Below are 12,195 nucleotides of genomic sequence, written 5' to 3'. Positions count from 1 at the left end.
TGGCCAGCTCAAGCCGGCCTACAATGTACAAGCTGCCGTCAGCAATCAACTGGTTATTGGATATGATGTATTCCAAAATCCGACCGATACCAGAACGCTTATTCTACTAGTCAAGAAAATGAATAACACAGGAACACTGGGTTCAGTTGTCGTAGCTGATATGGGTTATGGATCTGAAGCTAACTATCGATTCTTCGAAGATGAAATGTCAGAAGTAACAGCGCTCATTCCTTATAACACTATGCTCCGCGAAGCCAGTCGTAAGTGACGTAGTGATGATAGCAAAGTGATGAACTGGTCGTACGACGAAAAAGCCTCTCTGACGAAACCAGTGCTTCAATCTACGCACGTCGTAAGATTGAAAACGAGCCAGTTTTCGGTCGGATGAAGGCTCATTTTGCCGTGGCAGATTCATGGTTCGCGGTCTGCGAAACGTGAAAATAGAAATCGGACTGGTTATGATGGCCATGAATATGACGAAAATGGCCATCACGGCGGGATAACATCCCGTTGATTTTGGATAAAAAGAAAGAAGGAGAAGAAAATCCACCTGATTTTCTTCTCCTTCTTCATTTTCAGCTAGAACTGTTCTGTCCCAGTCTCGTCATTTTTAGTTTAAGTTACCGTGGCTGTATCACCCAAGCCCCAACGGCGTAGGATGCAATTAACAAGACTGCAACTAGCCATTGCCACTTTGGCAGGGGATCATTAATGGTATCCGTTCGAGGTAAGCCTTCGGAAAAGCCGTGTGACGTCATTGCTAAGGCTAAGTCGTCCGACCACTGTAGAGCACTCAGCACGGCTTTGAAATATAAGTGTGGACTCCAGAGATGATACGTGACACCACGTAAGCTGGCTGCGTATTGAATGGTTTTAACCTGTCGGCGCACACGTGGTAACAAATTAAAAGCCGCCAATAAGCCGTACGTAAAAGTGCTCGATAAATGGGCGTGCCGATGGAGACTAAACAATAAATCCTTCACCGCGACGGTTAGTGTTAACGCACCACCCAAGAAGAGGTAAGCATATAAACGAGTTGCATAGACCCAGGCCAGATGGATGGTGTTTCCCGACCCAAAGGTGATGAACGACATCCACGTTGCAAAGGCAAGGGGGAGTGAAATTGCGAACATCACCCCGAGATACCGCCACTTAACACCAGCTAATAGCAAATAAAGTAACGTCACACCAGCCACAATTAGATTCATCGTGATTGATTTAACGAAGGCTGTTTGAAAGCCAATCCCGATCATAATGACGAGCAAAACCGTGGGATTCAATTTAGGCATGTGTTGCACCTCCAACTAAACGAAGTTGCTGTTCAGCAAACACCAGTTCATAGTCAATGAAATCTGCCAAACCTTGACGTTGGTGTGAAATCATTAAAATGGCTTGCTGGGTCGTGTGCACGGTCGATTGTAACAAAGTCATGATAGCCTGGACGGAATCCTGATCGAGACCAGCTAAGGGTTCGTCGAGGAGGAGAACTGGCTGTCCCATGATTAGCATGACCAAGGTTTGTAATTTTTTTTGCTGCCCCCCCGATAGTTGGTAGACAATGTGATCCATCACACCAGTTAGATTGAGTTGGGAAACTGCACCAGAAACACGTTCAGACGTCCAAAAATCAGGGTAGGCAGTCTGACGTTGTGATAAAGCTAATTCTTCCGCGACTGTCATGGTCACAAATTGGTCAGTGGGTGTTTGAAAAATCAAAGCCACGCGCTTTGCCCAGGCTTTGGATTTGATTTTGCGTGCATCTTGTTCGGCCCATGTAATCGTGCCGGTCGCTGCAATTTGTTTGGTCAGTGCCTTAAATAGGGTGGACTTACCAATGCCGTTTGCCCCGGAAATCAAGCCGATTTGCTGACTGGGTACGGTGAATGTTGTGCCTGTTAGCAACGTTCTTTTACCGACGCTGACGTGTAATTGGCGCCAACCCAAGTCACCGGCCGTGTTAGGTTGCCCAACGAAAGGGACAACTGGCGCAAGGTTTGTGAGTCGCGTCAATGACGCCGACTGCAGTGTGCCGGTTGTGGCCTCCAAGACGTAGAGATTGTCAACAAGCTCAGCGTAACCCGACAAATCGTGGTCTGAAATAACAATTGTCTTACCTTGCGTTTGCTGGAGAACTTGTAAATCATGGAGTAACGCTTGCCGTGCTTGTGGGTCAACATTTGCAAATGGCTCATCGAGTAGAATAATATCACTATCCATGGCCAAAATGGTGGCTAAGGCAACGCGTTGCTTTTCGCCGCCGGATAGGGTCATCAAATCTTGCTCAGCAAAGGCTGTCAAATTTAAGCGGGTCATCACATCGGCCACCCGGACTTGAATTTGTTCAGTAGGTAATTGGATGTTTTCAAGCGCAAAGGCAATTTGTTCAGGAGCGGTCCGCATCGCGAATTGGCGATCCGGATTTTGAAATAGCATGGCCACTCGTTTGCCGCGTTCAAAAGGTGCCACGGGTTGAATGTCTTGTCCGTCTAACAAAATCTGGCCACCGGTGACAATGCCACCAAATTTAGGCATCAGGCCCGCCATAGCTTTTAGCAACGTTGACTTACCAGAACCAGAAGGTCCGATTAATAGATTAAAGCTGCCCGTAGCGGGTGAAAACGAAATATTGTTTAAAATATTTCGTTGGCCCGTATCGTAGGCAAAGCTAAAGTTTTTAACTGCTAATGTTGTCATATTAACGCTTTAATAAACCTGACTTTTCAACAAGGACTTTAATTAAGTAAATAAGGATACCGGCGAAAAAGCCGACTGAAATCAAACGAATGATAAACAAGGCGAGCAATAGACCAGGCTTATAAGCCAAGTAGCCACTGTTGAACATATCCCAAGCAAACGTAATCAGTGTGCTGGTAATCACGGATAGCGTCAAACCAATCTTATCCCAGTTCTTGTAACCAGTTAGGGTAAAACCAACTTCGGAACTAACTCCTTGGACAAAACCGTAGAGTAATGTGGCAGCACCCCAACTTGAGAAGAGAAGCATCTCAACGACAGCCGCTAACACTTCACCAATCAAGGTTGCGCCAACTTTGCGAAGGAGTACCCCAGCTAATGGACCGGCCATTAACCACACCCCAATTGTCATATCGTTAGCGAATGGCTTGAGTGCTGGAATTGCGGCCAAGGTGTAATACGATGCCCCCCAAACTTGATAAATAACCCCGAAGAAAATCGCGATAATGGCTAGAAAAATAACATCACGTAGCGCCCATCCACGTTTGTGTTCTTGTACTGTTTGCATAACGTGCAAACCCCCGTTCATATAATTCGAATCGCCCAAAGCTTCGGAAAATAAAAAGAACCCCAGTATCAACCGTCTTGGCAATACTGGGGCTCGCTTACGTTAAGTCGTAAACAAACCAAGCTCCCTAGCAGGCATTATCCTGCTCAGGTTCTATGGGTATCATCTCAGCCACTTGGCACCCCAGCTTGTTTGATTCGTTAAAGTAAGTATAGGGGCTTGGCAGGTACAATGCAACTAGCTGGTGAGTTAAGCAGAGAAATTATGCTGAATATTTGATAGAATATAGATATTGAATGAAAAATGGAGGAATTCACCCGTGGAGGAGTGCCAAATTAAGTTGTTCGGTCTGTCAGCTAACCATGAGTTAGCTGAAGCAGTGGCAGATGAGTTGCATCAACCTTTAAGTCAAATTGATATCAAGCGTTTTGCTGATGGTGAAATCTACGAACGTGTGTTGGAAAGTGTTCGGGGTGACGACATTTATATTTTGGCACCAATTGCTGAAAAGGCGAATGATGCCTTCATGGAGATTATGATTGCCGTTGATGCACTTCGACGTGCTTCAGCCGCTCACATTAACGTGGTGATTCCATACTTTGGATACGCACGTCAAGATCGCAAGGCCAAGTCGCGAGAGCCAATCACGGCCAAGATGGTAGCGTCATTGCTTGAAATGGACGGTATCGATCGCGTTTTGGCGGTTGATTTGCACGCTGACCAATTGCAAGGGTTCTTTGATATCCCGGTTGATCACTTGCAAGCGGCACCGTTGTTGTCAGATTACTTCTATCGTCGCAACATGTTGGAAAACTTGGTTGTTGTGTCACCGGATCACACCGGGGCTGGGCGTGCCCGCAAGTTTGCTGATTTGGTTAACGCACCTTGGGGCGTGGTTAATGACAACGTGGCGATGACGACGCCTGAATCACCAGACGCCATTGTGGGTGAGGTTGCCGGACGTCGGGCAATTATTGTCGATGATATCGTTGATACGGGGCGGCGTGTGCAAATGACAGCTCGTGCTTTACGGGCAAATGGCGCAACCGACGTCTTTGTCGTCGCAATGCACGCCGTTTTGTCAGGTGATTCCGCCCAGCGCTTGGCAGCCGACGAGAATATTTCCCACTATATTTTCACGGATACATTGTTGATGCCAGAGGCAAAGCAGAGTGCGAAGTTTACGCGTCTGTCAGTCGCACCATTATTGGCCGACGCCATCGTCCGCATCCATGAAAATCGTCCGTTGGATATCTTGCTAAAGTCACGGAATAACCCAGATGCTAAATTATAATATGTTATGATGGTATTAAAATAACATGCAGTAAAATGAACATTGAGGGGTATTTACAATGGTTTATGCAGCAGCTGATAATCGCTATGATGTGATGCCATACCGCCGTGTGGCTGATTCTGGCTTGATTTTGCCAGCGCTATCATTTGGTTTGTGGCGTAATTTGGGTGACCAAAAGCCACTTGCTAACTCACGTGAAGTGATGCTAAAAGCGTTTGATAATGGTATTTTTTCATTTGACAACGCCTCTAATTATGGACCTTCCGATGGTTCAGCCGAAGAGACGTTCGGAGCTGTCTTCGAAAAGGATTTGAAGCCATACCGTAACGAATTGGTGATTACCACCAAAGCGGGTTACCACATGTGGCCAGGTCCTTTGGGTGAATTCTCTGGTAAGAAGACTTTGACGGCAGCGTTGGATATGTCATTGCAACGCATGCGCTTGGACTATGTTGATATTTTCTACGCACACCGTTGGGATCCAAATACAAATTTGCGTGAAACGGCTGAGGCACTCGATTTAATTGTCCGCCAAGGAAAGGCGCTATATGTTGGTGTCTCAAACTACACCAGGGAACAAGTTGCTGAAATCGGTAAGATTTTTGATGAGTTGCACACGCCATTTATTGGTAACCAAATGTCATACAACATGTTCAATCGTGAAGCAGAAACGACGGATATGTTGGCCGAATTGGATAAGCACCATGCCGGCTTAATTGCATACGGACCATTGGCCGAGGGCTTGTTGACGGATCGTTATTTGGATGGTTTCCCGGCTGATATGCCGTTGCACCGTACAAATGCTTTCATTAAGGAAGATCCTAAGGGGACAGTTGCAAAGTTGAACGCTTTGAATGCGGTCGCTGCTGACCGTGGTCAAACGTTGGCCCAGTTGGCGATGGCTTGGTTGCTCCGTGACAAGCGCGTGCCATCAATCGTGATTGGGGCATCTTCAGTTGATCACCTGGTGGACAACGTGAAGGTAGCGGACAACATGATCTTGTCTGCGGAAGAATTGGCTAAGATTGATGCCATTTTGAACAATAAATAGTTGATAAGAAAGGTGGTCGCTTTTCCAAGTGGCCATCTTTTTTGATATACTAAATTGACTAGAAATAAGGGAGCACATTGGTGATGAAGAAGATTACTGTATTGGGTTCGTTGAATGCGGATACCATTTTGCACATTCCACACTTGCCACAACAAGGTGAAACGTTGGCAATGGATGATGCTTCAACGGCGCCTGGTGGTAAGGGTGCAAATCAAGCAGTCGCAGCAAAGCGATTAGGTGCGGACGTTAATTTTATTGGTGCCGTCGGGGATGACCAGAACGGACAGCTATTACTGGATGCATTACAATCGGATGGCATTGATACAGCCCATGTGGCTGAATTATCAGGTGTTGCTACGGGAGCCGCATACATTATGCTCGAGGCTGATTCAAACAACACCATTTTGATTCTCGGTGGTGCAAACCGCCAAGTGAATGAATCAAATGTTGCAGTGGCCGATACGACGATTAAAGCGTCAGACGTGTTGATTGCCCAATTTGAGACGCCAATGGTTGCGACACTGAGTGCATTTAAAGCAGCCAAGGCTGCTGATGTGATGACGGTGCTGAATCCCGCGCCAGCAACCAAGGATATTCCTGCTGAGTTGTTGGCACTCACCGATTTAGTGGTACCAAATGAGACAGAAGCTGAAATTATTACGGGCATTCCAGTAACTGATGACCTGTCAATGGAAAGTGCCGCCAAGCGCTTACAAGAAATGGGCGCAAAAAATGTGATTATTACGGTTGGTGAACGTGGTTCGTACTTCCACATGGCTGATGGTGAAAATGGCTTTGTGCCGGCGTTGAAGGTTAAGGCAGTTGACACAACAGCGGCTGGCGATACGTTTATCGGTGCGCTAACAACGAAGCTTGACGCAGACATGCGCAATGTCGAAGATGCGGTGCGCTTTGCAAATGCAGCAGCAGCCATTACGGTCCAAGGCGCTGGTGCACAACCATCAATTCCAACGCTTGATCAAGTGAATGCCTCACGTGGTTAAGCTTGCAAAGGCTGGGTGAGTCCCAGCCTTTTTTAAATCGAAACGAGAGATTTGTAATGAATAATAACGATATTGTGCGTCGCATCCGCTTTATTTTTAATATTAAGAATGCCGACATGATTAAAATTTTTGAACTGGGTGGTCTGAAAATGACTGAGGAACAGTATCAAGACATCATGACGAAACAAGAACCGGATACCCCACGCGATGAAAAGTTGAGTCGTCACGACTTAGAAGTCTTTATGAACGGGTTGATCATTTCACAACGTGGTGTGAAGAGGGACGAAGATGGTAATCCAATCGAACCTGATTACAGTATGCAGCGCGATAATGATATTAATAACGTTGTGATCAAAAAGTTGAAGATTGCGATGACTTATTCAAACGAAGACTTACTTGATTTTTGGACGGCCGATGGCTTTACAGTCACCAAAGGGGAAGTCGGCGCAATGCTACGTCGCAAAGGACATCCTAAATATTTGGTTGTGGGTGACCAATTTATGCGTAAATTATTAGCAGGAATGGCCATTACTTTCCGTGATAATGCTGCAACGGGTAAAATAGAATAATTTGTGAAGCTGGGTGCCGATGGTATCCAGCTTTTTTCAAGGGTTCGGCACTGAAAATACTGACCCAATTTGCTATACTGATCCCATAGTAATAGATATGGGGGATATCACTATGACAGAAGATTTGAACTTGAATATCGAACCAATGCATTTCCAAAAGATTTTGGTTGGCGTCGATGAGTCACAACAAGGACACGTGGCGTTGGCCAATGCGATTCACCAGGCAATTGAGGACGATGCGACGTTGTACATTGCATCAATTCTGGAATTGGGTGAGTTGTCGGCGGTTGATGTGATGAATTTGCCGGCGGTGCAAATGATGCAAGACAATTTGGCTGCTAATCTTGATCGTTACAAGGCGTATGCGGAGTCACATGGTGTGAAGCGTGTTGAAGTGGTATACGATAGCGGCCAACGGGCTGGTGAAGTCTTAGTTGACATCTTGGCGCCTAAGATTGGGGCAGATTTGATTATTATCGGGGCCCACTCAAAGAAGGGATTTTGGGAATCACTTGGTTCACAAGCTGTATATGTGGCCCGTCACGCCAAAGTGTCGTCAATGATCGCTCGGTGTGACACAGCTGTTAATGCCAAGTAAGCAACTAAAGTATGAAGAATTTGAAAGCGGAGCATGAATGCTCTGCTTATTTTTTGTTAAGAAAACTAGAATAATTCACGTTATTGAATTATTTTTGACAGATGTGAAAAAATAGGGTTGCTTATGCATAATATCACCTGTATACTATCGTTTGAGGGTGAGGAGTCCCGGTTAAGCGAAAGTCATAAGCCTTCAACTAACATGGTTAGTTGGACGAAATCCTTTATGAAATTTGTTTAGCACTATTAACTAAAAGTGAATAGTACACTGGGGAAACCTCCTCACTACGACTTTTTCTCGTATATAGGAGGTTGTCATGTCTAAGGAAGAAATGACAAAGAAGCACTTCGTTGGCGATGCAACTGCTGACGCAAGTCTAGGCGACGTGAATGGTTCAGTTGAAGTGCCAACGAACGGTTCATTTTGGCGCAAATTGTGGGCCTTTTCAGGCCCCGGTGCACTAGTTGCGGTCGGATATATGGATCCGGGTAACTGGGTGACATCAGTAGCAGGTGGTGCGAACTACCATTACACACTTTTGTCAGTTGTGTTGGTCTCATCATTGATTGCGATGATGTTGCAATACATGGCCGGTAAGTTGGGAATGGTTAAGCGCGAAGATTTGGCTCAGGCTACTCGTGCCCGCACATCAAAGTCAGGTGGCTTTGCATTGTGGATTATGACGGAATTAGCTTTAATTGCAACGGATATCGCCGAAGTTATCGGTGGAGCCATTGCGTTGCACTTGCTGTTTGGTTGGTCAATGATTGCCTCTGTTTTGACAACGGCATTTGATGTTATTTTGCTATTATTGTTGATGCGTTTTGGGTTCCGTAAAATCGAAGCAATTGTCATTACATTGATTTTGACCATCTTGTTTATTTTTGGTTATTTGGTGGTGTCATCAAATCCAGATATCGTGGCGATGCTAGGTGGTTATGTCCCACAGTTGCAGGCTGTTAGCACACATGCACCTAAGGGTGTTGATTCACCATTGTTGATGACTTTGGGAATTGTCGGTGCAACGGTGATGCCACACAACTTGTACTTGCACTCATCAGTCTCGCAAACACGTAAGATTAACCGAGAAAATAAGGCTGAATTGAAGGAAGCGGTGCGCTTCATGACCTGGGATTCAAACATCCAATTGACGTTAGCCTTTGTTGTTAACTCACTGTTGTTGATTTTGGGAGCATCATTGTTCTTCGGTCACGGTGATTCAGTAGGGACATTTGGTCAAATGTACACGTCGTTGTCAGATAGTACGGTTGCTGGTGCGATTGCATCACCGGTTTTGTCAACGTTGTTTGCGGTTGCTTTGTTAGCATCAGGACAAAACTCAACGATTACGGGTACGCTGACTGGCGAAGTGGTCATGGCAGGATTCCTACGTTTGAAGATCCCAATGTGGGCTCGTCGTATGATTACCCGTGGGCTAGCCTTAGCGCCGGTCATCGCCTTTACGTTGATGTATGGTGGGGATGAAGCAAAGTTGGATACGTTGTTGATTAACTCACAGGTGTTCCTATCAATCGCCTTGCCATTTGCCATGGCACCGTTGATTTTGTTTACATCATCTAAGAAGGTGATGGGGGAAGATTTCGTTAACCCGAAGTGGATGACAATTCTAGCCTGGTTGGTCTTTATCGTTCTAACAGGTTTGAACATTCAATTGGTCGTTCAAATCGTTGCGAACTGGCTATAAACATTAAGTAAGCACTTCAATCTTCGGATTGAGGTGCTTTTTTGCGGAATTTATCGTTTTGAGCACCAAACAATAAATCTTAATAAAGGCTTCCTATACTTAACGTACATTCAGATGGGAGGATTGAAATGATGAAATTACGTCAATTGTTTTTAATTGTATTAGCTGTTGGAGCAGCAGTCTTTGGCATGATGACAACAGTCAACGCGGCTGGCAAGACGACCGACTTGACTGCAGTTGAGTATACAGTTGGAACAGATATCAAACCTGGTCAATGCATTGTCACGCCAACTAATGGGACAAGTGGTAATTTTACAAGTTCGACAGGCGATAGCAATGTCGTTCTAGGTGATCCTAATGCAGATATGGGTACTGACATGTATGTCTCGTCTTATACCTTGGATTTGAAGAAAAAGGTCAATATTTCTTTAAGAGGGGTTACGACCCATTTTGAAGCGGTAACCAAGCGCAGGGCAATTAAGTCAGGCGACCTACATGCGGTCGTGTATAAGATGGGAAAAGATATTAAACGTGGTAAGTATAAGATTACTGCTGTAGAAGGTTCTGGTAGTTTAGTAAGCACCAAAAATGGTTGTATTAATGAAATGATGGGGACTGATTCGCAAGATGGCATGTATGTGCAGTCCTATAATATGAAGCTTCGGACGGGTCAGGTCATCATGACATCGTTGAAACTGATTAAACTTGAGCGGCGATAAGATAATTTGAAACCAGTGCCTTATTTAAACTAAATAAAAGCAAAGCCGTCAGTAATAAGAATTGCTGGCGGATTTATTCTTGACATAACACTATATATCATATAATATGATGCTATACAATAAATAGTGTTATATAAAACAAAGGAGATGCGGTAATGAACATTCAAGTACCAACTGCTTTGCTGGACGGCTCTGTGTTAGCGCTATTAGCTAAAGAAGATACGTACGGCTATATTATTACCAAAGCGATGCAGGATTTATTGGGTGTCAGCGAATCAACGATGTATCCGGTTCTACGACGCTTAAAGAAGGATGGTTACCTGGAGACGTATGATCAGCCGTTTGAAGGGCGCATCCGACGTTATTATCGACTGACCAAAACAGGGCAAGAACATTTACAAGAAATTAAGGCGGCCTGGGGCAATTTCCGCCAAGCAATTAATTCACTATTGGAGGAGAAGTAGGCGATATGATTAATGAGTATTTAGCAGAAGTGAAAGCAAATATGTCAGGCATTCCTGCAGATGAACGCGACGAACTCTTGCAGTTTTATGAGGAGCAAATGATGGATGCGGGGCTGACAACAGATGAAATTGTGGCGAAGTATGGTTCACCTAAGCAGTTTGCCCGAACGTTAAAAGTAGAATATTTTATCGAGTCAGATAACGATGTTGCGCAGGATGCGCCAGCGGGTAAGCGCACAAAGAATTTGACAATGATGATTGTGTTAATTGTCCTAGGTCTATTTGCCTCACCAATTTTGATTCCACTAGCCATTGTCATGGTGGTTGGCATTATGAGTGTGTTAGCTATTTTTCTAATGATTTTAGCTGGTATCTATATGGGGATTGTGGGGGCGCTAGCCGGTGGTCTGTTTATGTTTGTACTTGGTATTTGTGTACTGACGCAAGCCGTTGGAACTGGTATTTTCTACATGGGCTTAGGCATTGCTTTGACGGCGGCAGTTATTTTCTTCACGCCACTAGTTTGGGTCGTGACGAAAGCGTTGTTTGAACTGTTTGTGACATTTTTGAAGTGGATTGGTCGACGTTTCTTGTCAAAGAAGCAAATAACAGTAACGGAGGGGTAGAGTGATGAAGTTAAAGCACACGTTGATTATTGGTGGTGTTGGGATGGCGATTGGTGGCGCGATGATGGCGGGTAGCTACATGAGCGGTGCCAATTTGAATGTTGCTTGGCATGATGGTCCCAAGGTGGTCAAAATTAAACATATCAACAAAACTTTTACAGGTCATGACATTAAACAGCTTCGCGTGACGAATGATAATAATTATGTTGAAATCAAACGCGGGACAGAGTGGCGTGTCAAGATGACAACCATTGATGCAAACATGAGTACACAATTACGTGATGGCGTGCTGACTGTCCACGCCACTGACCAGGATAATGTGATAACGACGATGAGTTATGATCCGGCAGTCACGATTACGGTGCCCGATGGGGTGAAACTTGATAAAATGGATTTGACGAGTGAAAACGGCGGCATAGCAGTGAAAAATTTGTTTGTGACGCAATCACTTTTGCGCAATGATAATGGTGGGATTCGTTTGGAAAACGTCACCGGTGACACAGTGAAAAGCGAAGCAGAAAACGGGGCAACGCGTTTGCAGGATGTGACCTTGAAGTCAGCACACATCACCACAGACAATGGGCAAATAAAGCTAAATAATACGACATTAACGGAAACGAGTGATGTTACGGCGGAAAATGGCCAAGTTATTTTGCAAGGAGTGACTGCACCTGGGATGGTCATTAAAACGGATAGTGGCTATTTGACGGCCCAAGGGTTTGACTTGCCGGCGGGTGCTAAAGATTACCAAACAGGTGATCAAAATAAAGCGCTCCATGTGCAGACAACTAATGGCATGATTCAATTAAAAAAATAAAGCAGACTAACAAAACACGGCAACTCAGAATGAGACGCCGTGTTTTTCATGTTAACGGTCTAATAATTTTTTAATCTTTGGTATAA

14 protein-coding genes and 1 riboswitch are annotated in these 12,195 nt (G+C 44.9%); of the genes, 11 read left to right on the top strand and 3 right to left on the bottom strand.

What is annotated here, in order from left to right:
• The coding region (locus tag EST42_RS01315) for a transposase (protein WP_167711018.1) at window positions 1-268 on the top strand (268 nt) is incomplete at its 5' end.
• A gap of 352 nt (window positions 269-620) precedes the next feature.
• Here EST42_RS01315 and EST42_RS01310 read toward each other — a convergent pair.
• From EST42_RS01310 to EST42_RS01300, 3 genes are read right to left on the bottom strand one after another with little or no spacing between them, the layout of a single operon-like run.
• Window positions 621-1,289, bottom strand: coding sequence for an energy-coupling factor transporter transmembrane component T family protein (locus tag EST42_RS01310; RefSeq protein WP_134643881.1), 669 nt, complete (start codon window positions 1,287-1,289; stop codon window positions 621-623).
• A complete protein-coding gene (locus EST42_RS01305; RefSeq protein WP_134643880.1) occupies window positions 1,282-2,694 on the bottom strand; it encodes an ABC transporter ATP-binding protein in 1,413 nt (470 codons plus the stop codon). The genes EST42_RS01310 and EST42_RS01305 overlap by 8 nt, the downstream gene beginning before the upstream one ends.
• 1 nt (window position 2,695) lies before the next feature.
• On the bottom strand, window positions 2,696-3,262 hold the full coding sequence (locus tag EST42_RS01300; RefSeq protein WP_134643879.1) for an ECF transporter S component: 567 nt from the start codon (window positions 3,260-3,262) through the stop codon (window positions 2,696-2,698).
• A gap of 107 nt (window positions 3,263-3,369) precedes the next feature.
• Window positions 3,370-3,458, bottom strand: a riboswitch (TPP riboswitch).
• A 123-nt stretch (window positions 3,459-3,581) separates the two neighbouring features.
• Between EST42_RS01300 and EST42_RS01295 the strand changes: the two genes are divergently transcribed.
• The 10 genes from EST42_RS01295 (at window position 3,582) to EST42_RS01250 (ending at window position 12,109) form a co-directional block, all read left to right on the top strand.
• Window positions 3,582-4,556, top strand: a complete 975-nt coding sequence (locus EST42_RS01295) for a ribose-phosphate diphosphokinase (protein WP_134643878.1) — start codon at window positions 3,582-3,584, stop codon at window positions 4,554-4,556.
• Window positions 4,557-4,614: 58 nt separating this feature from the next.
• Window positions 4,615-5,607 (top strand): aldo/keto reductase, encoded by a 993-nt coding sequence (locus EST42_RS01290; RefSeq protein ID WP_134643877.1) that lies wholly within the window; start codon window positions 4,615-4,617, stop codon window positions 5,605-5,607.
• 83 nt (window positions 5,608-5,690) lie between these two features.
• Window positions 5,691-6,611, top strand: a complete 921-nt coding sequence (gene rbsK, locus EST42_RS01285) for a ribokinase (protein WP_134643876.1) — start codon at window positions 5,691-5,693, stop codon at window positions 6,609-6,611.
• A gap of 56 nt (window positions 6,612-6,667) precedes the next feature.
• A complete protein-coding gene (locus EST42_RS01280; protein ID WP_134643875.1) occupies window positions 6,668-7,180 on the top strand; it encodes a YehS family protein in 513 nt (170 codons plus the stop codon).
• A 112-nt stretch (window positions 7,181-7,292) separates the two neighbouring features.
• Window positions 7,293-7,778: a universal stress protein gene (locus EST42_RS01275; RefSeq protein WP_134643874.1), complete on the top strand. Its 486-nt coding sequence runs from the start codon at window positions 7,293-7,295 to the stop codon at window positions 7,776-7,778.
• 316 nt (window positions 7,779-8,094) lie between these two features.
• Window positions 8,095-9,483, top strand: a complete 1,389-nt coding sequence (locus tag EST42_RS01270) for an Nramp family divalent metal transporter (RefSeq protein WP_134643873.1) — start codon at window positions 8,095-8,097, stop codon at window positions 9,481-9,483.
• Between the two features lie 128 nt (window positions 9,484-9,611).
• A complete protein-coding gene (locus EST42_RS01265) occupies window positions 9,612-10,202 on the top strand; it encodes a hypothetical protein (protein WP_245150313.1) in 591 nt (196 codons plus the stop codon).
• Between the two features lie 155 nt (window positions 10,203-10,357).
• Window positions 10,358-10,666, top strand: coding sequence for a PadR family transcriptional regulator (locus EST42_RS01260; protein ID WP_134643872.1), 309 nt, complete (start codon window positions 10,358-10,360; stop codon window positions 10,664-10,666).
• Window positions 10,667-10,671: 5 nt separating this feature from the next.
• Window positions 10,672-11,292 carry a DUF1700 domain-containing protein gene (locus EST42_RS01255; protein WP_134643871.1) on the top strand — a complete coding sequence of 207 codons (621 nt, stop codon included), beginning with the start codon at window positions 10,672-10,674 and terminating at the stop codon, window positions 11,290-11,292.
• A 4-nt stretch (window positions 11,293-11,296) separates the two neighbouring features.
• Window positions 11,297-12,109, top strand: a complete 813-nt coding sequence (locus EST42_RS01250) for a DUF4097 family beta strand repeat-containing protein (RefSeq protein ID WP_134643870.1) — start codon at window positions 11,297-11,299, stop codon at window positions 12,107-12,109.
• The last annotated feature ends 86 nt before the right edge of the window (window positions 12,110-12,195 follow it).

Origin of the sequence: Weissella cibaria (assembly GCF_004521965.1) — a bacterium.
In the GTDB taxonomy this organism is placed as follows: domain Bacteria; phylum Bacillota; class Bacilli; order Lactobacillales; family Lactobacillaceae; genus Weissella; species Weissella cibaria_A.
The sequence above is the reverse complement of the archived record's forward strand: the minus strand, read 5'-3'. Positions and strand labels throughout refer to the sequence as shown.

Excerpts from the sequence above, each read along its gene's own strand:
- EST42_RS01290 (WP_134643877.1), top strand. The coding sequence starts at position 4,615 with ATGGTTTATGCAGCAGCTGATAATCGCTATGATGTGATGCCATACCGC.
- EST42_RS01280 (WP_134643875.1), top strand. The coding sequence starts at position 6,668 with ATGAATAATAACGATATTGTGCGTCGCATCCGCTTTATTTTTAATATT.
- EST42_RS01260 (WP_134643872.1), top strand. The coding sequence starts at position 10,358 with ATGAACATTCAAGTACCAACTGCTTTGCTGGACGGCTCTGTGTTAGCG.
- EST42_RS01300 (WP_134643879.1), bottom strand. The coding sequence starts at position 3,262 with ATGCAAACAGTACAAGAACACAAACGTGGATGGGCGCTACGTGATGTT.
- EST42_RS01310 (WP_134643881.1), bottom strand. The coding sequence starts at position 1,289 with ATGCCTAAATTGAATCCCACGGTTTTGCTCGTCATTATGATCGGGATT.
- EST42_RS01255 (WP_134643871.1), top strand. The coding sequence starts at position 10,672 with ATGATTAATGAGTATTTAGCAGAAGTGAAAGCAAATATGTCAGGCATT.
- EST42_RS01250 (WP_134643870.1), top strand. The coding sequence starts at position 11,297 with ATGAAGTTAAAGCACACGTTGATTATTGGTGGTGTTGGGATGGCGATT.
- EST42_RS01265 (WP_245150313.1), top strand. The coding sequence starts at position 9,612 with ATGATGAAATTACGTCAATTGTTTTTAATTGTATTAGCTGTTGGAGCA.
- EST42_RS01305 (WP_134643880.1), bottom strand. The coding sequence starts at position 2,694 with ATGACAACATTAGCAGTTAAAAACTTTAGCTTTGCCTACGATACGGGC.
- EST42_RS01270 (WP_134643873.1), top strand. The coding sequence starts at position 8,095 with ATGTCTAAGGAAGAAATGACAAAGAAGCACTTCGTTGGCGATGCAACT.
- rbsK (WP_134643876.1), top strand. The coding sequence starts at position 5,691 with ATGAAGAAGATTACTGTATTGGGTTCGTTGAATGCGGATACCATTTTG.
- EST42_RS01275 (WP_134643874.1), top strand. The coding sequence starts at position 7,293 with ATGACAGAAGATTTGAACTTGAATATCGAACCAATGCATTTCCAAAAG.